The sequence below is a fragment of the Streptomyces sp. TAA040 genome, from assembly GCF_000424845.1.
In genome coordinates, this window is sequence record NZ_AUKR01000012.1 from 165,020 (window position 1) to 187,581 (window position 22,562).

General features: G+C 68.2%; 30 protein-coding genes. 27 read left to right on the forward strand and 3 right to left on the reverse strand.

Annotation, left to right across the window (positions count from 1 at the left end; all coding sequences use genetic code 11):
- Positions 1-15: 15 nt before the first annotated feature.
- Positions 16-2,139, forward strand: a complete 2,124-nt coding sequence (gene fusA / locus H300_RS0112830) for an elongation factor G (protein WP_028427751.1) — start codon at positions 16-18, stop codon at positions 2,137-2,139.
- Positions 2,140-2,368: 229 nt separating this feature from the next.
- Entirely contained in the window at positions 2,369-3,562 is a 1,194-nt protein-coding gene (gene tuf, locus H300_RS0112835; protein ID WP_028427752.1) for an elongation factor Tu, read from the forward strand.
- Between the two features lie 136 nt (positions 3,563-3,698).
- On the opposite strand, the gene H300_RS26615 is transcribed toward tuf, so the two are convergent.
- The 3 genes from H300_RS26615 to H300_RS0112850 form a co-directional block, all read right to left on the reverse strand.
- A complete protein-coding gene (locus tag H300_RS26615; protein ID WP_028427753.1) occupies positions 3,699-5,165 on the reverse strand; it encodes a hypothetical protein in 1,467 nt (488 codons plus the stop codon).
- Positions 5,166-5,463: 298 nt separating this feature from the next.
- Positions 5,464-6,711 carry a hypothetical protein gene (locus H300_RS26620; RefSeq protein WP_158678364.1) on the reverse strand — a complete coding sequence of 416 codons (1,248 nt, stop codon included), beginning with the start codon at positions 6,709-6,711 and terminating at the stop codon, positions 5,464-5,466.
- A gap of 243 nt (positions 6,712-6,954) precedes the next feature.
- Positions 6,955-7,968: a hypothetical protein gene (locus tag H300_RS0112850; protein ID WP_028427754.1), complete on the reverse strand. Its 1,014-nt coding sequence runs from the start codon at positions 7,966-7,968 to the stop codon at positions 6,955-6,957.
- Between the two features lie 369 nt (positions 7,969-8,337).
- On the opposite strand from H300_RS0112850, the gene H300_RS0112855 reads away from it, so the two are divergent.
- The 25 genes from H300_RS0112855 (at position 8,338) to rplO (ending at position 22,535) form a co-directional block, all read left to right on the forward strand.
- Positions 8,338-8,790 carry a hypothetical protein gene (locus H300_RS0112855; protein WP_028427755.1) on the forward strand — a complete coding sequence of 151 codons (453 nt, stop codon included), beginning with the start codon at positions 8,338-8,340 and terminating at the stop codon, positions 8,788-8,790.
- 16 nt (positions 8,791-8,806) lie between these two features.
- Positions 8,807-11,002, forward strand: a complete 2,196-nt coding sequence (locus H300_RS26625) for a hypothetical protein (RefSeq protein ID WP_051269998.1) — start codon at positions 8,807-8,809, stop codon at positions 11,000-11,002.
- Positions 10,999-11,535, forward strand: a complete 537-nt coding sequence (locus H300_RS29295) for a hypothetical protein (protein ID WP_158678365.1) — start codon at positions 10,999-11,001, stop codon at positions 11,533-11,535. The genes H300_RS26625 and H300_RS29295 overlap by 4 nt, the downstream gene beginning before the upstream one ends.
- 44 nt (positions 11,536-11,579) lie before the next feature.
- The gene (locus H300_RS0112870) at positions 11,580-12,140 is read left to right on the forward strand and encodes a hypothetical protein (RefSeq protein ID WP_028427757.1); all 561 of its coding nucleotides are present in this window, start codon (positions 11,580-11,582) and stop codon (positions 12,138-12,140) included.
- Between the two features lie 584 nt (positions 12,141-12,724).
- Entirely contained in the window at positions 12,725-13,033 is a 309-nt protein-coding gene (rpsJ, locus tag H300_RS0112875; RefSeq protein ID WP_016909683.1) for a 30S ribosomal protein S10, read from the forward strand.
- Between the two features lie 16 nt (positions 13,034-13,049).
- The gene (rplC, locus tag H300_RS0112880; protein ID WP_028427758.1) at positions 13,050-13,694 is read left to right on the forward strand and encodes a 50S ribosomal protein L3; all 645 of its coding nucleotides are present in this window, start codon (positions 13,050-13,052) and stop codon (positions 13,692-13,694) included.
- 7 nt (positions 13,695-13,701) lie between these two features.
- A complete protein-coding gene (gene rplD / locus H300_RS0112885) occupies positions 13,702-14,385 on the forward strand; it encodes a 50S ribosomal protein L4 (RefSeq protein ID WP_028427759.1) in 684 nt (227 codons plus the stop codon).
- The gene (rplW, locus tag H300_RS26635) at positions 14,385-14,762 is read left to right on the forward strand and encodes a 50S ribosomal protein L23 (RefSeq protein ID WP_078515948.1); all 378 of its coding nucleotides are present in this window, start codon (positions 14,385-14,387) and stop codon (positions 14,760-14,762) included. Before rplD ends, rplW begins: the two co-directional genes overlap by 1 nt.
- 40 nt (positions 14,763-14,802) lie before the next feature.
- Positions 14,803-15,639, forward strand: a complete 837-nt coding sequence (gene rplB, locus H300_RS0112895) for a 50S ribosomal protein L2 (RefSeq protein WP_028427760.1) — start codon at positions 14,803-14,805, stop codon at positions 15,637-15,639.
- Positions 15,640-15,652: 13 nt separating this feature from the next.
- Positions 15,653-15,934 carry a 30S ribosomal protein S19 gene (rpsS, locus tag H300_RS0112900; RefSeq protein WP_028427761.1) on the forward strand — a complete coding sequence of 94 codons (282 nt, stop codon included), beginning with the start codon at positions 15,653-15,655 and terminating at the stop codon, positions 15,932-15,934.
- Between the two features lie 43 nt (positions 15,935-15,977).
- On the forward strand, positions 15,978-16,325 hold the full coding sequence (gene rplV, locus H300_RS0112905) for a 50S ribosomal protein L22 (protein WP_028427762.1): 348 nt from the start codon (positions 15,978-15,980) through the stop codon (positions 16,323-16,325).
- Positions 16,325-17,185: a 30S ribosomal protein S3 gene (gene rpsC / locus H300_RS0112910; RefSeq protein ID WP_028427763.1), complete on the forward strand. Its 861-nt coding sequence runs from the start codon at positions 16,325-16,327 to the stop codon at positions 17,183-17,185. Before rplV ends, rpsC begins: the two co-directional genes overlap by 1 nt.
- A gap of 5 nt (positions 17,186-17,190) precedes the next feature.
- Entirely contained in the window at positions 17,191-17,610 is a 420-nt protein-coding gene (rplP, locus tag H300_RS0112915) for a 50S ribosomal protein L16 (RefSeq protein ID WP_028427764.1), read from the forward strand.
- Positions 17,610-17,834 carry a 50S ribosomal protein L29 gene (rpmC, locus tag H300_RS0112920; protein ID WP_028427765.1) on the forward strand — a complete coding sequence of 75 codons (225 nt, stop codon included), beginning with the start codon at positions 17,610-17,612 and terminating at the stop codon, positions 17,832-17,834. Before rplP ends, rpmC begins: the two co-directional genes overlap by 1 nt.
- Positions 17,834-18,115: a 30S ribosomal protein S17 gene (gene rpsQ, locus H300_RS0112925; RefSeq protein ID WP_028427766.1), complete on the forward strand. Its 282-nt coding sequence runs from the start codon at positions 17,834-17,836 to the stop codon at positions 18,113-18,115. Before rpmC ends, rpsQ begins: the two co-directional genes overlap by 1 nt.
- 103 nt (positions 18,116-18,218) lie before the next feature.
- Positions 18,219-18,587, forward strand: a complete 369-nt coding sequence (rplN, locus tag H300_RS0112930) for a 50S ribosomal protein L14 (RefSeq protein WP_028427767.1) — start codon at positions 18,219-18,221, stop codon at positions 18,585-18,587.
- Positions 18,588-18,589: 2 nt separating this feature from the next.
- The gene (rplX, locus tag H300_RS0112935) at positions 18,590-18,913 is read left to right on the forward strand and encodes a 50S ribosomal protein L24 (protein ID WP_028427768.1); all 324 of its coding nucleotides are present in this window, start codon (positions 18,590-18,592) and stop codon (positions 18,911-18,913) included.
- Complete coding sequence (gene rplE / locus H300_RS0112940) at positions 18,913-19,476, forward strand: 50S ribosomal protein L5 (RefSeq protein ID WP_028427769.1); 564 nt, start codon at positions 18,913-18,915, stop codon at positions 19,474-19,476. The genes rplX and rplE overlap by 1 nt, the downstream gene beginning before the upstream one ends.
- Positions 19,477-19,478: 2 nt before the next feature.
- Positions 19,479-19,664 carry a type Z 30S ribosomal protein S14 gene (locus tag H300_RS0112945; RefSeq protein ID WP_028427770.1) on the forward strand — a complete coding sequence of 62 codons (186 nt, stop codon included), beginning with the start codon at positions 19,479-19,481 and terminating at the stop codon, positions 19,662-19,664.
- 237 nt (positions 19,665-19,901) lie between these two features.
- Entirely contained in the window at positions 19,902-20,300 is a 399-nt protein-coding gene (gene rpsH / locus H300_RS0112950; RefSeq protein WP_028427771.1) for a 30S ribosomal protein S8, read from the forward strand.
- A gap of 23 nt (positions 20,301-20,323) precedes the next feature.
- Positions 20,324-20,863, forward strand: coding sequence for a 50S ribosomal protein L6 (gene rplF, locus H300_RS0112955; protein ID WP_028427772.1), 540 nt, complete (start codon positions 20,324-20,326; stop codon positions 20,861-20,863).
- A gap of 3 nt (positions 20,864-20,866) precedes the next feature.
- Entirely contained in the window at positions 20,867-21,247 is a 381-nt protein-coding gene (gene rplR / locus H300_RS0112960) for a 50S ribosomal protein L18 (RefSeq protein ID WP_028427773.1), read from the forward strand.
- 43 nt (positions 21,248-21,290) lie between these two features.
- On the forward strand, positions 21,291-21,896 hold the full coding sequence (rpsE, locus tag H300_RS0112965; protein WP_028427774.1) for a 30S ribosomal protein S5: 606 nt from the start codon (positions 21,291-21,293) through the stop codon (positions 21,894-21,896).
- Entirely contained in the window at positions 21,896-22,078 is a 183-nt protein-coding gene (gene rpmD / locus H300_RS0112970) for a 50S ribosomal protein L30 (RefSeq protein ID WP_028427775.1), read from the forward strand. The genes rpsE and rpmD overlap by 1 nt, the downstream gene beginning before the upstream one ends.
- 1 nt (position 22,079) lies before the next feature.
- The gene (gene rplO / locus H300_RS0112975) at positions 22,080-22,535 is read left to right on the forward strand and encodes a 50S ribosomal protein L15 (protein WP_028427776.1); all 456 of its coding nucleotides are present in this window, start codon (positions 22,080-22,082) and stop codon (positions 22,533-22,535) included.
- The last annotated feature ends 27 nt before the right edge of the window (positions 22,536-22,562 follow it).

Consider the following 22,562-nt stretch of genomic DNA (forward strand, 5'->3'; position numbering starts at 1 on the left):
GAAGACCGAAGCCTTATGGCTACTACTTCACTTGACCTGGCCAAGGTCCGCAACATCGGGATCATGGCCCACATCGACGCGGGCAAGACGACCACCACCGAGCGGATCCTCTACTACACCGGCGTCAGCTACAAGATCGGTGAAGTCCACGATGGCGCTGCCACCATGGACTGGATGGCGCAGGAGCAGGAGCGCGGCATCACGATCACGTCGGCCGCGACGACCTGTCACTGGCCGCTGAACAACACCGACCACACGATCAACATCATCGACACCCCGGGCCACGTCGACTTCACCGTCGAGGTGGAGCGTTCGCTGCGGGTGCTCGACGGTGCGGTCACGGTGTTCGACGGTGTGGCCGGTGTGGAGCCGCAGTCCGAGACGGTGTGGCGTCAGGCGGACCGCTACGGCGTCCCGCGTATCTGCTTCGTCAACAAGCTGGACCGGACCGGTGCCGAGTTCCACCGCTGCGTCGACATGATCGTCGACCGGCTCGGAGCGAAGCCGCTGGTCATGCAGCTCCCGATCGGGGCCGAGTCGGACTTCAAGGGCGTCGTCGACCTCGTGTCGATGAAGGCGCTCGTCTGGTCCGCCGAGACCAAGCTCGGCGAGGCCTACGACACCGTCGACATCCCCGACACCCACCGCGAGGCGGCCGACGAGTGGCGCGGTCAGCTGCTCGAAGCCGTCGCGGAGAACGACGAGGAGATGATGGAGCTGTACCTGGAGGGCGAGGAGCCCTCCGAGGAGCAGCTCATGGCCGCGATCCGTCGCGTCACCCTGGCGTCCACGGGCGCCGAGGGCACCATCACCGTCACCCCGGTGTTCTGCGGCACGGCGTTCAAGAACAAGGGGGTGCAGCCGCTGCTCGACGCCGTCGTGCGCTACCTGCCCTCCCCGCTGGACGTCGAGGCCGTCGAGGGTCAGTCCGTCAAGGACCCCGAGGAGATCATCAAGCGTCGCCCCTCCGAGGAGGAGCCGATGTCGGCGCTGGCGTTCAAGATCGCCAGTGACCCGCACCTCGGCAAGCTGACCTTCATCCGGGTCTACTCGGGCCGCGTTCAGACCGGTACCCAGGTCATGAACTCGGTGAAGGGCAAGAAGGAGCGGATCGGCAAGATCTACCGGATGCACGCCAACAAGCGTGAGGAGATCGAGTCGGTGGGCGCCGGCGACATCGTCGCCGTCATGGGTCTCAAGCAGACCACCACCGGTGAGACCCTCTGCGACGCGTCCAGCCCGGTGATCCTCGAGTCCATGGAGTTCCCGGCCCCGGTGATCGAGGTCGCCATCGAGCCGAAGTCCAAGGGCGACCAGGAGAAGCTGGGCGTCGCGATTCAGCGCCTGGCCGAGGAGGACCCGTCCTTCCAGGTCAAGAGCGACGAGGAGACCGGTCAGACGATCATCTCCGGTATGGGCGAACTGCACCTCGACGTGCTGGTCGACCGTATGAAGCGCGAGTTCAAGGTCGAGGCGAACGTCGGCAAGCCACAGGTGGCCTACCGCGAGACGCTGCGCAAGCCCGTGGAGCGACTCGACTTCACGCACAAGAAGCAGACCGGCGGTTCCGGCCAGTTCGCCAAGGTGCAGATCGCGGTCGAGCCGCTTGAGGGCGACGGCTACGAGTTCGTCAACAAGGTCACCGGTGGCCGCATCCCGCGGGAGTACATCCCGTCGGTGGACGCCGGCTGCCAGGAGGCGATGGAGTTCGGCGTGCTGGCCGGCTACCCGCTCACCGGCGTCCGCGTGACGCTGATGGACGGTGCCTACCACGACGTCGACTCGTCCGAGATGGCCTTCAAGATCGCCGGTTCGATGGCCTTCAAGGAGGCCGCCCGCAAGGCCAGCCCGGCCCTGCTGGAGCCGATGATGAAGGTCGAGGTCACCACACCCGAGGACTACATGGGTGATGTGATCGGCGACATCAACTCGCGTCGCGGACAGGTCCAGGCCATGGAGGACCGCAGCGGAGCCAAGCTCGTCACGGGCCTGGTGCCGCTCTCCGAGATGTTCGGTTACGTCGGTGACCTGCGCAGCAAGACCTCCGGTCGCGCGAGCTACTCGATGCAGTTTGACTCCTATGCCGAGGTTCCCCGGAACGTCAGCGAGGAGATCATCGCGAAGGTCCGGGGCGAGTGACGACGGTTCGCCGCCGTAATCTCACCCCTTAGGCTGTAGCAAAGGCATACGGAGCACCGGCGGCAGAGCGCCCAGCGTTTCTGCCGCCGGCGGCCCCGGTCGCCAGCCCATAAGAACGAACAGGTCATGCGTGTCCCCCTCGGGGTCCTGACCGGTTCGGTTACGACCAAACTGAACCCCTTCGCAAAGAGCGGAGGGTGTACAGCACCAGTCCATCAGGAGGACCCCAGTGGCGAAGGCGAAGTTCGAGCGGACTAAGCCGCACGTCAACATCGGCACCATCGGTCACATCGACCACGGTAAGACCACTCTTACCGCGGCGATCACCAAGGTGCTGCACGACGCGTACCCGCAGCTCAACGAGGCTTCGGCCTTTGACCAGATCGACAAGGCGCCGGAAGAGCGCCAGCGCGGTATCACCATCTCCATCGCGCACGTCGAGTACCAGACGGAGAGCCGTCACTACGCCCACGTCGACTGCCCCGGTCACGCGGACTACATCAAGAACATGATCACCGGTGCTGCCCAGATGGACGGCGCCATCCTCGTGGTCGCCGCCACCGACGGCCCGATGCCGCAGACCAAGGAGCACGTGCTCCTGGCCCGTCAGGTCGGCGTCCCGTACATCGTCGTCGCGCTGAACAAGGCCGACATGGTGGACGACGAGGAGATCATGGAGCTCGTCGAGCTCGAGGTCCGTGAGCTTCTCTCGGAGTACGAGTTCCCGGGTGACGACCTGCCGGTCGTCAAGGTCTCCGCCCTGAAGGCCCTGGAGGGTGACAAGGAGTGGGGTGAGTCCGTCCTCAACCTGATGAAGGCTGTCGACGACGCCATCCCGGAGCCGGCCCGTGACACCGACAAGCCGTTCCTGATGCCGATCGAGGACGTCTTCACGATCACCGGTCGCGGCACCGTCGTCACCGGCCGCATCGAGCGCGGCATCCTCAAGGTCAACGAGACTGTCGACATCATCGGCATCAAGGAGACCAAGACCACCACCACGGTGACCGGCATCGAGATGTTCCGGAAGCTGCTGGACGAGGGTCAGGCCGGTGAGAACGTCGGCCTGCTGCTCCGCGGCATCAAGCGCGAGGACGTCGAGCGCGGCCAGGTCATCATCAAGCCCGGTTCGGTCACCCCGCACACCGAGTTCGAGGCCCAGGCCTACATCCTGTCGAAGGACGAGGGTGGCCGTCACACCCCCTTCTTCAACAACTACCGTCCGCAGTTCTACTTCCGCACCACGGACGTGACCGGCGTCGTGACCCTCCCCGAGGGCACCGAGATGGTCATGCCGGGCGACAACACCGGTATGTCGGTCCAGCTGATCCAGCCGGTCGCCATGGAAGAGGGTCTGAAGTTCGCCATCCGTGAGGGTGGACGGACCGTGGGCGCCGGCCAGGTCACCAAGATCAACAAGTGAGCTGCCGCTCCTAGCGAGCACCACCGGCCCAGGCCGGACGAAGGGCCCGTACGGCCACCGGAACCGGTGGCCGTACGGGCCCTTCCCACTGCCCGGGGCCAGGGGCATCGGAGGCGCGCGCTCAGCGGCGCGGGCCTCACGGCCGGACGAGGACCGTCCAGCCTGCCTCGTAGGTGCCCTCGACCGGATGCACCGGCCAGCCCCGCGCCCACCCCGGCGGTTCGGCACGCCGCAACACCAACCCGTTGGGGAGGCGTTCCGGCGCTTCCTTCGACGCGGACTCCGGAACGAGGCAGCCCGCGGTGTGCGCCAGCGGGATGGCGCCGGTGTTCGCGGTGATGACGCACGGCGGCCGCACGCCCTGCTCGTGCAGCACGGCCGCGATGCGCCGCCAGTCCTCGCGCGCCTGCACCTGGATCCGGCCGTGCCCGTGGACGAGGGTCAGCTGCACCGCCAGGTGCCCCAGCAGCGCCACGCCGAGGACGAGGGCGATGGGCCGGGATTTCCGGGCATGGTCTGCCGCGGCCAGCAGTCCGAGCGCGGCGGGCAGAGAGGCCAGCCCGTACGCGGGGAGCAGGAAGCGCGGCGCGGCGTACGGCACCAGGAAGAAGTACGGCAGCGCGCTCGCCACCGCCACGACCACCGCGAGCCACAGTGCCGCCGTTCCCCCGCCCGCTCCGGCAGTGGCCGCCGGCAGGCCGTCCGGCGCCGCCGCCCGTTCCGTCCTGCGCGTGGCGAGCAGTCCGAGGGCGACGAGTACCGGGAGCAGCACCCACCACTCCACCGCCGCCGCCCACACAGTGTCGCCGACACAGGGACGGCACAGCAACGGGCCGTCCAGCGAGGTCAGATGGGCGAAGACGGAGAACACGGGACGCATCCCGCCCTGCACCTCGTCGGCATCGGCCAGCCGCTCGCGTACACCGCCGAACCGCAGATAGGCCTCCACCACCCACGGCAGCGCCCCGATCGCCACACCGCCGGCGACCGCCGTCAGCCGTCCCAGGTCCCGCCAGGCGGGCACCGCCACCGCGGCGAGGAACAGCGGTAGCGCGACCACCGCCCCGTCGTTGGGTCGCATCAGCGTGACCAGAGCAAGACCCGCGACCACGCCCGCGTACCGGGGCCGGTCGCGCAGGAAGCAGCCGGTGGCCCCCACGGCGCCCATGGCGGTGTAGTGGTTGGGCATCGCGCTGTTCGCGTAGAACAGCGACAGCCACGGCGTCGCGTAGAGGGCTGCCGCCACCCAGGCGGCCGACGGCCGCTGCCGCACCACCCGCAACCACGGCCGGAAGCCGAGGTACAGCGCGAGGCTCGCCAGCAGCGTCATCCAGACCCGTAGCAGCAGCGTGGACCCGCTCCAGCCCGCCACCGGCACCAGCAGCAGCGGCACCCCGCGGGTGCGCGGCGAACTGAACGGAGTCTGCGGGCCGTGCGTGTCGAAGCGGCTGGCGTATACCAACTCGTCCCAGCCCAGCGGCAGCGTCAGCGGCACCAGCACCGCCGACAGCACGGCGAAGCCGGCACACACCACCAGCAGGCCGCGGTGGGCGCGTTGCCGTGCGCCGGCCGCTGCCCCCGCCTCCGGGAGCGCCGCGGGCACGGATCGCGCCCGCGCACCGCGGCGTGACGCGTCGGGCGGCCCGGACGCGGAGCTGCTCGGCCGGCGGGACAGGAGCGTGCGGAGCATGGGAGGTCACCCCGGGACCCGGTGCGGCGGCCCTTGCGGTGGCCACGCGGATCGCGGGGCAGAACACACCGAAAGGGGCTTTGGGTCGGTTCTCCGGACATTGTGTCAGTGGAGGGCGCCGGGCCACCTCTCCCGCGCCCGGCGCGGCTTCCGCCGTTCGTGCCCGGGCACCGTCCCCGGCACCGCTCGGCGTGCGGGGACCGGCATGTGCTCAGTCTCCTCGGAGGGTGGCCAGTTCCTGGCGGCGTTCCTCCACGCACCGCACCCAGCGGTCGCGCGTGGTCGGCTCGCCGTCGATCCACTGCGCTCGTGGCAAGGAGGCGGGAGCCGTTCCGCCGGTCATGAAGTGGGTGAGTTCCAGCAGGTAGGCGAACTCCGAACCTCGGACGTGTCGTCCGAGCGCCTCCCTCGCGTGGGCCAGCGGCGCGGGGTCCTCCCGCACGGCCGCGTGGAAGCACGCGGCGAGGCGGGCGTAGATGGCGGAGGAGGTCAGGCCCGCGGCCAGCGCTTCCTCCGCCAGCAGCCCTGCCCGTTCCGGCAGTTCCGGGTCGGCTCCCGCGTCGCAGAGCAACTCGGCGTTGCGCCGTTGGAAGTCCGCCCACCGTCCGGTGACCCCGCGCAGCATCTCCATGCTGCGGTCGATCTGCTCGCGTGCGCGGGAGCGGTCGCCGAAGGAGGCGGCGAAGGCGAGACAGGCCTGGGAGAGCGCGGCTTCTCCCGCTTCGGCGGCTGCGGTCGCCTCGTCGCGCCCTCGGGCGTAGGCCGCGCACGCCAGGGAGTGCCGGCCCTGGCTCCACCACAGGTCTCCGAGTGTTCGGTGGCGCCGTCCGCGGGGTCCCAGCCGGTCCACCGCCGCGAGGACGTCGGGGAAGCGACCGACGCGCCGGAACAGGTGGAGCAGGCCGCGGGCGGCGTCGGAGGCCATCCGACCGCCTCCGTCGACCACACGGCGCATCCCGCGCGTGGACTCCTCGATCCGGCCGAGGTCGCGTTCGCACTCGGCGCGGAAGTACTCCGCCAGTTCGCGCACGGCGGGTGTCGGGGAGCCGTGGTCGAGCACCCCGGTCAGTGCCTCGACCGTGAGGCCGCGATGCTGACGTTGCCGCCGGGCGACCGCGCTCAGCACGGTCGCCATCGACTCTGCGGGACTCCCCGTCACCGGGCCGCGGGAGGCCTCCGGGGTCTCCGGCGAGGCAGGCAGGTCCACGGGTTCCCAGACCATGGCGTGGACGTAGGCGTAGGCGGCCTCCTCCATCCAGCCGAGCGGCAGGGAGTGGTCCCGGGCAAGCCGCAGCCCCTGACGCAGGCAGCTGAGCAGCCTCGGGCGGTCCGCGTGCCGCTGCGCCGCGGCGACCTCGTCCCCCAGCGCGGCCAGGGCGCGCTCGGCGGCCCGTTGCCAGTCCGCGTCGCTCCAGCGGTCCTCGTCCGCGAGATCCGCCTCCTGCACGGCCGCGCGCACGAGGCCGTGCAACGAGTAGGGTCAGGGGGCGGCATCGTCCGCCTCGACGAACGGGCGCTGCACGAGGCGACGAGCCGGAGCCCCTGGTCGTTCGAACGGAACAGCGTGCGCAGGTCGGTGCGGGCCATCGAGTTCCCCCTCGGTGGTGGGTGCCTGCCCGGTCCATGGCAGTCACGCGGACACACACAGCGTGCACGAAGTGTAGTGGGGAGGGCAGGCCGGGCGGGAGATCGTGAGGTGCCGTCAGCCGCAGGGCATGTCCTCGGCGATACGGCTGAGGACGCGGCGCGTGATCGTTGCGTACTCCTCATCGGTACCGCTGCTGATCACGTGCACGTACCTGTTCTCCTCGCCATCCGAACAGGTGAGCCGGGTGACGACGGAGCGGTCGTATCGGGTCTCGTCGGTGCTCGGTCGGAGTGGTTCCCCCGGCTTCACCTGCACTGTCGACAGGACGTCCGCATACGTGAACGCCTTCAGCAGGGACGCCTCGTGCATGACGAGGGCGGAGAACTCACCGTGACGGCTGTCCTCGTCGTTCCGCAGGAGCGCGGTGCACCGTGCGAGGGGCGCACCCCGCAAGCCGCCCCGTTGCGAGAACCCGGGCCACTCACGGGCCCCAAAGCTCGGGGGGAGTTCGATGCCGCACGGGCGCCCCTTCTCGTCCGGGGCGACCGGGTGCGCGGCGGACCAGTCGAAGGAAGCGGGCACCGGGAAGGGCTCGCCGCCGCATGCGGCGGCCTTTCCGTTGCCCACGGTGAGCAGCATCTCGGCGGCCGTGTCCGCTGCGGCGTCCTCCGACTCCGGATCGGAGTCGACCGGCCCGGGCGTGGTCACACTGATCAGGGTGTTCTCACACTGCGGCAGGTGCAGCCACCCGTCGAAGTAGCGGCCCGCGGGCTTCACCATGCCGGGAAGACCCGGGCCGAGCGGGGTTCGTCCGAGGATCGACCAGTTCATGGTCTCCAGTGGCGTCTTCCTCACGGTGGCCGTCATTTCCCAGCCGTTGCCGGCCACCGTGCACATCGGGTCGCCGTGCTCGTCGGCCTGCTCCGTGACTTCCCATGGTCCGGCGTCCGCAGGCGCCGCCTCGGTGATCACCTCGCGGTCGATCGTTCCCCAACACGCCTGCTCCGGAAGACCGTCGTCCCAGGGCATTCGCACGTTTTCCAGAGTCGCGGCGATCAGGAGTACGCCCAGGACGGCGCCGGTGAAGAGCAGCCACGGGTATCCGACGTGCCGTCCGCCGATCTGCACGGGCCCTCCGAGTGACTGTTCGTACGCGCGCCGCCGAGGAGCCTAGCAAGGCAACCGACAGGTGGCCGGTCGGTGCCCGGTCGTGCGCCTGTGAAGTGATCGGCCGGTATTGATCAAGAAGTTATCGCGTCTGACCCGCGCTGCGGGCGGCGCGCAGCCGAGGGGCAGCGACGTGGTGCCCCTTCGCTGCCGCCGTCCGCCCCTGCGCCGAGGTCTGCGCTGTGGCCGTCGGCCGTCCGCACCCGCCGCCTCTGCCCGTGCTGCGGCTCCCCGGCGCCCCCGGCGGGCCACCGGGTAGGGTCGGGCCGGGACACGACAGGAGGCGGCAGCGTCCGGGGGAACCGCGCTGCCCGTCGCACGGGGGTATCCATGACGTGGCACGAGTGGGAACAGGCGAAGGCGGCCGCCGCCGAGCGGACCGCGGGCACCCGGTTGAACGCCGCGGCCGCCCAGGGCGGCGGAGGGGGCGGCGACGACGACGACCTGACCGTCCGCGACGACGAGTTGGGCGCGCTCGGCAACATGGCCTTCGACCTGCGCGGCCGCCTCGCCCGGGACGGGGCGCACGCCGAACGCGCGACGGCTGACGTCGCGGCCGAGCTGCGCTCGGACGGCCTGGAGACGGGGTCGGCACTCTCCGAACTGCACGACGCCTGGGACACCAAGCTCGGCACGCTCAAGGAGGCCTGCGCCCACATCTCGAACCACCTCGACTACAGCCGTGCCGAGCACGCCCGGGACGAGGAGGAGATCGAGACCAGGATGCGCAGTGCGGACGGGCAGCTCATGAGCGCCTCGCGCATCCACGACTTCATCAAGTGACGGGGGAGGACGTCTCGTGGTGACGTTCCAGGAACTCAGCGACCTGCGGTTGGGAAAGCTCAACACCGCGGTCACCGACTGGCAGCAGATGGTCGACAAGCTGGCACGCATCGCCGAGGGCGAGGACGGCGGCACCAGCGCGGCCGGTCTGGAGAAGAAGGCCGGGTCCGCCGACTGGAAGGGCCACAACGCAGCCGTCACCAAGCGGTTCGTGACCACGACGGCGGCCGAGTTCGACGACGTGGTCACCGCGGCGCGCAGTGTGCACACGGTCCTCAGCGGGGCGCACGCGAAGTTCACCCGACATCAGCAGGACCTCCGGGACGTGGTGGACCGGGCCGCGAAGAAGAACATCTACGTCAACGACAAGGGCGGCGCGCGGGCTTCGGTCCCTCCGCCGCACGTGGCCGGAGACGCGCAGATCGAGGTCCCCACCCAGGCCGAACTGGACGCGGTGGTCAAGGAGATCAGCGGCATTCTGACCGCCGCGACCGAGACCGACCGCACCACGGCGACGGCCCTGCGCTTCCACACCGAGGACCGCTACGACTTCCGCTCCGCCGGTTTCACCAGCTTCGACGGCGCGCAGCAGACGATCGAGGACTCCGACGAACTGGTCGCGCTCGGCGCGAAGGACCCGAGCGAGCTCAGCAACAAGGAACTCACCCGCTTCAACGACCTGCTGGCGAAGCACGACGGCGACCAAATCTTCGCCGAACGTGTCGCCACCGGTCTGGGCGCGGACCGGACGCTGGGGTTCTTCGCCAAGGCCGTGGACCTGGACACGTGGGAGTACCAGGGCGACGGCAACCCGCGCGAGGCGCGTGAGGCGCGCATGGAGCTGCTCGGCACCATGGAGACGCAGCTCGGCACGACTCTCGCGACCGCCAGCCACTCCGGCAGCGACGCGATGGACGCCTGGAAGGAACGCAGCATCGCGCTCGGCGGCCAGGAAGTGGCCGGCGACGGCAACAACACGCGGACCCGGGTGCACGGCTTCCAGGCCATGAGCAACCTGATGCGGCACGGCACCTACGGGGGCCGGTACCTCAACGACTACGGTGACGCGCTGGTCGCCTACGAGAAGGAGCACACCGGCGACGTGCGGGATCCGGGCCCCGGCGGACGCACTCGGGAGAACGTCCTGCCCTGGGACAGGATGCCGTCCTACGCCAGGATCGACGCCCTGCACCACGGCGACGGCAGGGACGCCGGCACCGATCCGATGACCGGTTTCATGCAGGCGCTGGCGCACAACCCGGACGCGTCGACGGACTTCTTCTCCTCGACCGACCCGCAGGACAACTCCGCCTGGGTGCTGGGCAACCGGCCCGAGTTCAACGACATCCCGCCGGACACGCTGGGTTACGGAAAGACCTCCGACGACTACACCGGCCCCAGCGCCGTGCACGAGGCCACCGGCTCCGCCCTCGTGTCCGCGGCCACGGGGAGGGAGCCCGGCGCGATGGAGCCGGCCGTCGAGCACACCGAGGCGCGCAAGCAGGTGCTCGACTTGGCGCTTGAGCACTTGGCCGACCGCGGCGAGGACGTTCCGCCGGAGCTCCGCATGCCCATGGCCACGGTCTTGATCAGCCATGGAGAAACGGTTCATGAAGCGATGAGTGACCTCAGCGGAGACCCTCCGCACGACAAGGACCATCTCATGGAGATCGCCAAACAGGTCTCCCGCGACCAGGACGCGAACGGCCACCTCGTGGCCGGACTGGACACGGCAATACGGCTGGAGTTCCGGGAGGACACGGACCACCCGGAGGACAGTCTGCATCGTGCCGGGCTAACGGTCGGCTTCCTGGAGGAAGTCCGGCACCAGGTCATCGGCGATCGGTTGGGGGATGAGCTGAGGGAAGTGGGTTGGGATGCGAGTTGGAAATACCATGGATTCGGCGGGTTGGTCGGTTTCATTCCTGGGGGCGGTGACCTGATTCAGCGCGGGGTGAATCTCGGCACTGATGCCCTCGCGGAGCAACAAGAGGATCGCCTTACGGAGTCGGCAGAAGAGGAAAGTGCCGGTGTCTACGGCCGACGGAACAAGCAGCTGGTTGCTCTGGCCGACGACTGGTACGAGGTGAACAGTGAGTGGGCGGAAGGGCGGGTCGACTACTCCGAGGAATCGGGCATCTATCGAAAGATCACGGCGATGGCGAATGACGGGAACCAAGATGTGGAGAATGCCGCAGGTGACCCGGGGTGAGAATTGTGAAAACTTATTCTCTGGCCGTTTTTGTGGCGGGAACAGCCGCTCTTCTTACTTCCTGCTCCGGTGGTGGCCGGGAGTACGCGGTGCCGGAGACGGTGTGCGGTGTCACGATGCGGGAGCAGACGGTGTCACCCTTCCTGCCCGACGGTGAGTCGGTGTCGGAGCGAGGTGAAGTGTTCTCCAGTAAATTCGCCCCTTGCTGGCTCTCGATCGACGGGGAAAGCGCAGTCAGTATCATTCATATCCCTCTGTCGAAGTTCGAGGACCCGAGGGTCGGGGCCGAGACCCTCCGTTTTCCGAACATCTCCGAAATGAATGACCTGCCCTTCGAGGGCGAGGGGGTCCTCGCTGACGACGCCAGTATCGCCACCGCTGAATGCGGTGGTTCCGGACCTCCTTACCTGAGCGTGCAGGTCGAGGTCGACAGCGGCATCCCGGAGGAGGTCGGGGCGCGCCGGAATTCGTTGCGTGCCTTCACCGTGCAGTACCTGGAAGGTGCAATGCGTGAGAACGGCTGCCAGTCGTAGTCGAACCGGGCGCGGAGGAGCAAGGAACCGTCGGAGGGAGGGACATGCTGCATGCCGGTAACCGAAGGACCGGGTGGTCGTTCGTCGCCTCGCAGCCGTCACTCACGGGCCTCGTCGTGGCCTTGGCTGTCGGCTGCGGAGGGGAGGGCCGGGAGTACGCGGTGCCGGAGACGGTGTGCGGCGTCTCGATGCGGGAGGACGTCGTCGCGCCGCTGCTGCCCGAGGGCGGCGAGCTGCGGGAGGGCGGCGCGTCGCTGCCCGAGACCCGTGACGACTGCTGGTTGGGGGTGGACGACGAGGACGTCCTCGTCCTGACCTTCAGTCCGGTCGAGGACGTCCACGATCCGATGGGCGACGAGGCCGAGTGGAAGCTGGCCGACCGCAGCGAGATCAAGGACCTGCCGTTCCGCGGGGCGGGGGCACTCGGGGACAGCAGCGCCATGATCACGGCCGAGTGCGGCGGCACGGGGCCGCCTCACCTGGTCGTCGACGTCGAGGTGCCCGAGGACGTGACCCCGGACGTCGCACAGCGGCGGGCCGACGTCCGCGACTTCTCAACCGACTACGTGGCCGGCGCACTGCGGGAACTCGGCTGCGACACGTAACCGGCAACGCGGCCCGAACCCGGACCCCGAACCCGAGGCTGAACCTCGAACCCGAGCCGGGACCCCGAGCCCCGGGCATGGCACCCGGCGCCACCCGTAGGAGTGAGGCGGGACACGTCCCGGGGCGGCGGCAACCTCCGCACCGTGCTCGGCCCTCACCCGTACGTGTGGTACGGGCTGCTGATGGGTACGCTGGCCAGTGCCGGCCCGCGCTCGGCCGTTCGGGGGCAGCCCTGCGGAGCGGGGGCCGATTGGCATGGGCTCTGCCCCATATGGCACACTGTCCAGGTTGCTCGGTTGAGTGCCGATGCTGTGCGCCTCCCGCCGGGAGGACCGGAAGCTAGTCCCTGTGTACTCGTCGCTCCTCATCAGGTGCGGAAGTACGGGAATCTTCCGGGAAGCGCAGGAGGGGCTTCCAGCCAGGCATCCGGTGGGTTTCTTCCCCCAAATCCTCTCCCGCAAGGGAAATGTGCCGGGAAAATCCGGACGGGGATGCGACACGCCCGACCGCGTGGGTCGGGGGTCACGCAGGCGGGAACCGCCGGGTTCCAGAGCGTTACGAGAGACAGGACTACGAAGCAGCCATGGCGGGACAGAAGATCCGCATCCGGCTCAAGGCCTACGACCACGAGGTCATCGACAACTCGGCGAAGAAGATCGTCGAGACGGTGACGCGCACTGGTGCGTCAGTCGCAGGCCCGGTGCCGCTGCCCACTGAGAAGAACGTGTACTGCGTCATCAAGTCGCCGCACAAGTACAAGGACGCGCGCGAGCACTTCGAGATGCGCACCCACAAGCGTCTGATCGACATTCTCGACCCGACGCCCAAGACCGTTGACTCGTTGATGCGCCTCGACCTTCCGGCCGGCGTCGACATCGAGATCAAGCTCTGAGGGGTGTCGGAAGAAAATGACTAAGCAGATGAAGGGCGTCCTGGGCGAGAAGCTCGGCATGACCCAGGTCTGGGACGAGAACAACCGTGTCGTCCCGGTCACCGTGGTCAAGGCCGGCCCCTGCGTCGTCACCCAGGTGCGCAGTGCAGACAGGGACGGCTACGAAGCCGTCCAGATCGCCTTCGGCGAGATCGACCCGCGCAAGGTGAACAAGCCCCTCAAGGGCCACTTCACCAAGGCCGACGTCACTCCCCGTCGCCACCTCGTGGAGCTCCGCACCGCGGACGCCACCGAGTACACGCTCGGCCAGGAGATCACCGCTGAGGTGTTCGACTCCGGCGTGAAGGTCGACGTGACCGGTAAGTCCAAGGGCAAGGGCACCGCCGGTGTCATGAAGCGTCACGGCTTCCACGGCGGCAAGGCCTCCCACGGCGCGCACCGCGTGCACCGCAAGCCGGGTTCCATCGGTGGCTGTGCCACCCCGGGCCGCGTGTTCAAGGGCATGCGGATGGCCGGCCGTATGGGCAACGAGCGGGTCACCACCCAGAACCTGACCGTCCATGCCGTTGACGCGGACAAGGGCCTGCTGCTCATCAAGGGCGCGGTTCCGGGTCCGAACGGCGGCCTCGTCCTGGTCCGTTCCGCGGCCAAGGGGGCCTGAGGTAACGATGAGCAGCATTGACATCCTTTCGCCGGCAGGCGACAAGGCCGGGACCGTCGAGCTCCCCGAGGAGATCTTCGACGTGCAGGTCAGCGTTCCGCTGATCCACCAGGTCGTCGTCGCACAGCTGGCTGCTGCCCGACAGGGCACGCACAAGACCAAGACCCGCGGTGAGGTCCGCGGCGGTGGGCGCAAGCCCTACCGCCAGAAGGGCACCGGCCGCGCCCGCCAGGGCTCGACCCGCGCGCCCCAGTTCGCCGGCGGTGGCGTCGTGCACGGTCCCGTGCCGCGCGACTACAGCCAGCGGACCCCGAAGAAGATGAAGGCCGCCGCCCTGCGCGGTGCCCTCTCGGACCGGGCCCGCCACAACCGCATCCACGTCGTCTCCGGCGTGGTCGAGGGTGACGCGTCCACGAAGGCCGCCCGGACCCTGTTCGGCAGGATCAGCGAGCGCAAGAACCTGCTCCTGGTCGTCGAGCGGGCCGACGAGGCCGCGTGGCTGTCCGCCCGCAACCTGCCCCAGGTGCACATCCTGGAGCCGGGGCAGCTCAACACGTACGACGTGCTCGTCTCCGACGACGTGGTCTTCACCCAGGCCGCCTACGAGGCCTTCCTGGCCGGACCGGCCAAGGCCGGCAAGGCCGTCGCCTCCGAGGCCGAGCTCGAGGGCTCTGAAGGGAGCGCCGCCTGATGAGTGAAACCGCCACCGAGAAGGCAGCCGGGACCGCCGTCAAGGCAGAGGTCGCGGCCGGCGTCGGTGTCACCAGCAAGACCTTCACGGACCCCCGTGACATCCTGGTCAAGCCGGTGGTCTCCGAGAAGAGCTACGCGCTGCTGGACGAGAACAAGTACACGTTCATCGTCGACCCGCGTGCGAACAAGACCCAGATCAAGCAGGCCGTCGAGACGGTCTTCTCGGTCAAGGTCACCGGGGTCAACACGATCAACCGGCAGGGCAAGCGCAAGCGCACCCGCACCGGTTTCGGCAAGCGCGCCGACACGAAGCGCGCCATCGTGACCCTCGCCGAGGGCGACCGTATCGACATCTTCGGCGGCCCGGTCTCCTAAACGGAGGTCGAGTCGTCCGATATCGGACGAGGACTGAGAAATGGGTATCCGCAAGTACAAGCCGACGACTCCGGGCCGTCGTGGCTCCAGCGTCGCCGACTTCGTCGAGGTCACGCGGTCCACGCCGGAGAAGTCGCTGGTCCGCCCCCTGCACAGCAAGGGCGGCCGTAACAACGCCGGTCGTGTGACCGTCCGCCACCAGGGCGGTGGCCACAAGCGCGCCTACCGCGTGATCGACTTCCGTCGTCACGACAAGGACGGCGTGCCGGCCAAGGTCGCGCACATCGAGTACGACCCCAACCGCACCGCGCGCATCGCGCTGCTGCACTACGCCGACGGCGAGAAGCGCTACATCCTCGCGCCGGCCGGCCTGAAGCAGGGCGACCGCATCGAGAACGGCCCGAGCGCCGACATCAAGCCGGGCAACAACCTTGCCCTGCGCAACATCCCCGTCGGTACCGTGCTGCACGCCATCGAGCTGCGGCCCGGTGGGGGCGCGAAGTTCGCCCGTTCCGCGGGTGCCGCCGTGCAGCTGCTCGCGCGGGAGGGCCGCATGGCCCACCTGCGCATGCCGTCCGGAGAGATCCGGCTGGTGGACGTGCGCTGTCGCGCCACTGTGGGCGAGGTCGGCAACGCCGAGCAGTCGAACATCAACTGGGGCAAGGCCGGCCGGATGCGCTGGAAGGGCGTTCGCCCGACCGTCCGCGGTGTGGTCATGAACCCGATCGACCACCCGCACGGTGGTGGTGAGGGTCGTACCTCCGGTGGTCGCCACCCGGTGTCGCCGTGGGGCCAGAAGGAAGGACGTACTCGCTCGCCGAAGAAGGCCAGCAACAAGTACATCGTCCGCCGCCGCAAGACGAACAAGAAGCGCTAGGAGCGGGTTAAAGATGCCGCGCAGTCTCAAGAAGGGGCCCTTCGTCGACGACCACCTGAGCAAGAAGGTGGACGTGCAGAACGAGGCCGGCTCCAAGAACGTCATCAAGACCTGGTCCCGCCGCTCCATGATCGTCCCGGCCATGCTCGGCCACACGATCGCGGTGCACGACGGCCGCAAGCACGTCCCGGTGTTCGTCACCGAGTCGATGGTCGGCCACAAGCTTGGCGAGTTCGCGCCGACCCGCACTTTCCGGGGCCACGTCAAGGACGACCGCAAGTCGCGTCGTCGCTGACCGGCGGAGTGCGAAGACTATGACTCACACCGAAGGGACAACCATGGAAGCCAGGGCCCAGGCGCGCTATGTGCGCGTCACGCCCATGAAGGCCCGCCGGGTGGTGGACCTCATCCGTGGCATGGATGCCACGGAGGCTCAGGCGGTCCTGCGTTTCGCTGCGCAGGCCGCGACCGTGCCGGTCGGCAAGGTGCTCGACAGCGCCATCGCCAACGCCGCGCACAACTACGAGCACACCGACGCCGGCAGCCTCGTCATCTCCGAGGCCTATGTCGACGAGGGCCCGACCCTGAAGCGGTTCCGTCCGCGCGCCCAGGGCCGTGCCTACCGGATCCGTAAGCGGACCAGCCACATCACGGTGGTCGTCAGCAGCAAGGAAGGAACCCGGTAATGGGCCAGAAGGTTAACCCGCACGGGTTCCGGCTCGGCATCACCACCGACTTCAAGTCCCGGTGGTACGCCGACAAGCTGTACAAGGACTACGTCAAGGAGGACGTCGAGATCCGCCGCCTGCTCACGCAGGGCATGGAGCGGGCCGGCATCTCCAAGGTCGAGATCGAGCGGACCCGTGACCGTGTCCGCGTCGACGTTCACACCGCCCGTCCGGGCATCGTGATCGGCCGTCGTGGTGCCGAGGCCGAGCGGATCCGCGGCAAGCTCGAGAAGCTGACCGGCAAGCAGATCCAGTTCAACATCCTTGAGGTGAAGAACCCCGAGACGGACGCTCAGCTGGTGGCCCAGGCCGTCGCCGAGCAGCTCTCCTCGCGGGTCTCCTTCCGTCGCGCCATGCGCAAGAGCATGCAGTCGACGCTGAAGGCCGGAGCCAAGGGCATCAAGATCCAGTGCGGTGGCCGTCTCGGCGGCGCCGAGATGTCCCGCTCGGAGTTCTACCGCGAGGGCCGTGTGCCCCTGCACACCCTCCGGGCGAACGTCGACTACGGCTTCTTCGAGGCCAAGACCACCTTCGGCCGGATCGGCGTGAAGGTGTGGATCTACAAGGGCGACGTCAAGAACATCGCCGAGGTCCGCGCCGAGAACGCGGCGGCCCGTGCCGGCAACCGTCCGTCGCGCGGCGGCGGCGGTGGCGGCAACGACCGTCCGCGTCGCGGTGGCGAGCGCGGCGGCCGCGGCCGCAAGCCGCAGCAGTCAGCGCAGTCCGAGTCGTCCGCAGCCCCCAAGGCTGAGGCGACCGCGGCTGCCGCTCCGGCTGCCGAGGCCGCGTCCACTTCTACCGGCGGAACGGAGGCCTGACCGTCATGCTGATCCCGCGCAGGGTCAAGCACCGCAAGCAGCACCACCCGAAGCGCAGCGGTATGGCCAAGGGCGGTACCGAGCTCGCCTTCGGTGAGTTCGGTATCCAGGCGGTCACCCCCGCTTACGTGACGAACCGGCAGATCGAGGCAGCTCGTATCTCCATGACCCGTCACATCAAGCGTGGCGGCAAGGTCTGGATCAACATCTACCCGGACCGTCCGCTCACGAAGAAGCCGGCCGAGACCCGCATGGGTTCCGGCAAGGGTTCGCCGGAGTGGTGGATCGCGAACGTCAAGCCCGGTCGGGTGATGTTCGAGCTGTCCTACCCGAACGAGAAGATTGCTCGTGAGGCGCTGATCCGCGCTGCTCACAAGCTTCCGATGAAGTGCCGGATCGTGCGGCGCGAGGCAGGTGAGTCGTGATGACGGCCGGTACCCAGGCCAGCGAGCTGCGCGAGCTGGGCAACGAGGAGCTCGTTGCGAAGCTGCGCGAGGCCAAGGAGGAGCTGTTCAAGCTCCGTTTCCAGGCGGCGACCGGACAGCTCGAGAACAACGGCCGGCTCAAGGCCGTCCGCAAGGACATCGCCCGGATCTACACCCTGATGCGTGAGCGCGAGCTCGGTATCGAGACGGTGGAGAGCGCCTGATGAGCGAGACGAATGTGACTGAGAACAAGCAGCGCGGCTTCCGCAAGACCCGTGAGGGCCTTGTCGTCAGCGACAAGATGGACAAGACCGTCGTCGTCGCTGTCGAGGACCGCGTCAAGCACGCCCTGTACGGCAAGGTCATCCGCCGTACCAACAAGCTCAAGGCGCACGACGAGCAGAACGCCGCGGGTATCGGTGACCGTGTCCTCCTGATGGAGACCCGGCCGCTGTCCGCGACCAAGCGCTGGCGCATCGTCGAGATCCTCGAGAAGGCGAAGTAACCCATCCCCCGAGTTCGCTCGGGACTAGTTCCGCCAGGCTCGGCAGGGGCCGCCCGTTCGCGGGAGCCCCTGCCGGGAACCGGCAGACGATCAGGAGATAGACGTGATCCAGCAGGAGTCGCGACTGCGTGTCGCCGACAACACTGGTGCGAAGGAGATCCTTTGCATCCGTGTTCTCGGCGGCTCGGGTCGCCGCTACGCGGGCATCGGTGACGTGATCGTCGCCACCGTGAAGGACGCGATCCCCGGTAGCAACGTGAAGAAGGGCGACATCGTCAAGGCGGTCATCGTGCGCACCGTGAAGGAGCGCCGCCGCCCGGACGGTTCGTACATCCGCTTCGACGAGAACGCCGCAGTCGTCCTCAAGAACGAAGGCGACCCCCGCGGCACCCGTATCTTCGGCCCGGTGGGCCGTGAGCTGCGCGAGAAGAAGTTCATGAAGATCATCTCGCTCGCGCCGGAGGTGCTGTGAGCATGAAGATCAAGAAGGGCGACCTGGTTCAGGTCATCACCGGTAAGGACAAGGGCAAGCAGGGCAAGGTCATCGTGGCCTACCCCCGCGAGGACCGGGTCCTGGTCGAGGGTGTCAACCGGGTCAAGAAGCACACCAAGGCCGGCCAGACCGCTCGTGGCTCCAAGACCGGTGGCATCGTGACGACCGAGGCCCCGATCCACGTGAGCAATGTGTCGCTCGTGGTGGAGAAGGACGGCAACAAGGTCGCCACGCGCGTCGGGTACCGCTTCGACGAGGACGGCAACAAGATCCGCGTTGCCAAGCGGACCGGTGAGGACATCTGATGAGCGCCACTACCGCGAACCTCCCGCGCCTCAAGCAGCGCTACCGTGAAGAGATTCAGGGCAAGCTGCGCGAAGAGTTCACGTACGAGAACGTCATGCAGACCCCGGGTCTGTCCAAGATCGTGGTCAACATGGGTGTGGGCGACGCCGCCCGCGACTCCAAGCTGATCGAGGGCGCGATCCGCGACCTCACCACGATCACCGGTCAGAAGCCGGCCGTGACGAAGGCCCGCAAGTCCATCGCCCAGTTCAAGCTGCGCGAGGGCCAGCCGATCGGCTGCCACGTCACCCTGCGGGGCGACCGGATGTGGGAGTTCCTGGACCGCACGCTGTCGCTCGCACTGCCGCGCATCCGCGACTTCCGCGGTCTGTCGCCGAAGCAGTTCGACGGCCGCGGGAACTACACCTTCGGTCTGACGGAGCAGGTCATGTTCCACGAGATCGATCAGGACAAGATCGACCGGGTCCGGGGCATGGACATCACCGTGGTCACCACGGCGACCAATGACGACGAGGGCCGCGCCCTGCTGCGTCACCTCGGCTTCCCGTTCAAGGAGAACTGAGCATGGCGAAGAAGGCTCTGATCGCAAAGGCCGCTCGCAAGCCGAAGTTCGCTGTGCGTGCGTACACCCGCTGCCAGCGTTGCGGCCGGCCGCACTCCGTCTACCGCAAGTTCGGCCTGTGCCGTGTGTGCCTTCGTCAGATGGCACACCGCGGCGAGCTGCCGGGCGTCACCAAGAGCTCCTGGTAACCCTTCCTCGGAAGGTTTTCCCGGAACTCTCGGTAAGCATCCTGGCCGGCGGGAGCCCGCCCCACATGCCGTAGGCTTGGGGGGTTGGGCGCCCGCCGCCCGTGACCCACGCGGGCACCGCCCGCCAAAAGTCGCTTACTACGCCGTAGGTCCCCGCGCCGCACCCGTCCCGCCACTGAGCGGGGAGAGGGATGGCGCAGACAGGAAACCCCGGCGAGAGAGGCCGAAGGCCATCACATGACCATGACCGATCCGATCGCAGACATGCTCACTCGTCTGCGGAACGCGAACTCGGCTTACCACGACGACGTCGTGATGCCGCACAGCAAGATCAAGTCGCACATCGCGGAGATCCTCCAGCAGGAGGGCTTCATCACCGGCTGGAAGGTCGAGGACGCCCCCGTGGGCCAGAGCCTCGTCCTGGAGCTGAAGTTCGGCCCGAACCGCGAGCGCTCGATCGCCGGCATCAAGCGTATTTCCAAGCCGGGCCTTCGGGTCTACGCAAAGTCCACCAGCATGCCCAAGGTGCTCGGCGGTCTCGGAGTGGCGATCATCTCGACGTCGCACGGACTCCTCACCGACAAGCAGGCGAGCAAGAAGGGCGTGGGTGGGGAAGTCCTCGCCTACGTCTGGTAGCGGAAGGGAACGGAGGAAAAGCCATGTCGCGAATCGGCAAGCTCCCCATCCAGGTTCCCGCCGGTGTGGACGTCACCATCGAGGGCCGGACGGTAGCGGTGAAGGGCCCCAAGGGCTCTCTCTCGCACACCGTCGCGGCGCCCATCGAGGTCGCCAAGGGTGAGGACGGCGCCGTTGTCGTCGCCCGCCCGAACGACGAGAGTCGGAACAGGGCCCTGCACGGCCTGTCCCGCACGCTGGTGGCGAACATGATCACTGGCGTGACCGAGGGATTCAGCAAGCGTCTCGAAATCAGCGGTGTCGGTTACCGCGTCCAGGCGAAGGGCTCCAACCTGGAGTTCGCGCTCGGATACAGCCACCCGATCGTGGTGGAGGCCCCCGAGGGCATCTCCTTCGCGGTCGAGTCGCCGACCAAGCTGAGCGTCGCAGGCATCGACAAGCAGAAGGTCGGTGAAGTCGCCGCCAACATCCGCAAGCTGCGGAAGCCCGACCCGTACAAGGCCAAGGGTGTCAAGTACGAGGGCGAAGTCATCCGCCGCAAGGTCGGAAAGGCTGGTAAGTAAGCCATGGCATTCGGCGTCAAGATCGCCAAGGGCGATGCCTACAAGCGGGCCGCCGCCAAGCGCCGTCACATCCGGATCCGGAAGAAGCTCTCGGGTTCCCCCGAGCGTCCGCGCCTGGTCGTGACCCGCTCCAACCGTCACATGGTCGCGCAGGTCGTCGACGACATCGCGGGCCACACGCTGGCCTCCGCTTCGTCGCTGGACGCTTCCGTCCGCGGCGAGGGGGACAAGAGCGCGCAGGCCAAGCAGGTCGGTGCGCTCCTCGCCGAGCGGGCCAAGGCCGCGGGTATCGAAGCGGTCGTGTTCGACCGCGGTGGCAACAAGTACGCCGGGCGCATCGCCGCTCTGGCGGATGCCGCCCGCGAGGCCGGGCTCAAGTTCTGAGCCGGTCCCTACGCACAGCGGACAAACGAGAGAGGTAATTCCAATGGCTGGACCCCAGCGTCGCGGTGGCGGCGCCGGTGGCGGCGAGCGGCGGGACCGTAAGGACCGGCGGGATGGCGGCCAAGCTGCCGACAAGACCGCGTACGTCGAGCGGGTCGTCGCGATCAACCGCGTCGCCAAGGTTGTGAAGGGTGGTCGTCGCTTCAGCTTCACCGCGCTGGTCGTGGTGGGCGACGGTGACGGCACCGTAGGTGTCGGATACGGCAAGGCGAAGGAGGTTCCGGCCGCCATCGCCAAGGGTGTCGAGGAGGCCAAGAAGAGCTTCTTCAAGGTCCCCCGGATCCAGGGCACCATTCCGCACCCCTTCCAGGGTGAGGAGGCAGCCGGAGTCGTGCTGCTCAAGCCGGCGTCCCCCGGTACCGGTGTGATCGCCGGTGGCCCGGTGCGTGCCGTGCTGGAGTGCGCGGGCATCCACGACGTGCTGAGCAAGTCGCTCGGTTCGTCCAACCCGATCAACATCGTGCACGCCACGGTGGCCGCTCTGAAGGGCCTGCAGCGCCCCGAGGAGATCGCCGCCCGTCGTGGACTGCCGCTGGAGGATGTCGCCCCCGCCGCATTGCTGCGGGCGCGGGCTGGGGTGAGTGCGTGATGGCTCAGCTCAAAATCACCCAGACGAAGTCTGTGATCGGTACGAAGCAGAACCACCGCGACACGCTGCGGACCCTGGGTCTGAAGCGCGTCCGCGATGTGGTCGTCAAGGATGACCGCCCCGAGTTCCGCGGCATGGTGCACACCGTGCGGCACCTCGTGACGGTCGAGGAGGTCGACTGAGATGGCGGATGACAAGCCGCTGAAGGTCCACAACCTCCGTCCGGCCCCGGGCGCCAAGACCGCCAAGACCCGTGTGGGTCGTGGTGAGGCGTCGAAGGGTAAGACGGCCGGTCGTGGCACCAAGGGCACGAAGGCCCGCTACCAGGTTCCCGAGCGCTTCGAGGGCGGGCAGATGCCGCTGCACATGCGGCTGCCCAAGCTCCGGGGCTTCAAGAACCCGTTCAAGACCGAGTACCAGGTCGTCAACCTGGACAAGCTCGCCGCCCTCTACCCCGAGGGGGGCGAGGTCACCGTGACCGGCCTGGTCGACAGGGGCGCGGTTCGCAAGAACCAGCCCGTCAAGGTGCTCGGCTCCGGTGACGTCTCCGTGGCGCTCCAGGTGACGGTCAACGCCGTCTCCGGTTCCGCCAAGGAGAAGATCACCGCCGCCGGCGGCACCGTCACCGAGCTCGCCTGAGCACGTTGATGTCACACCAACCGGGGA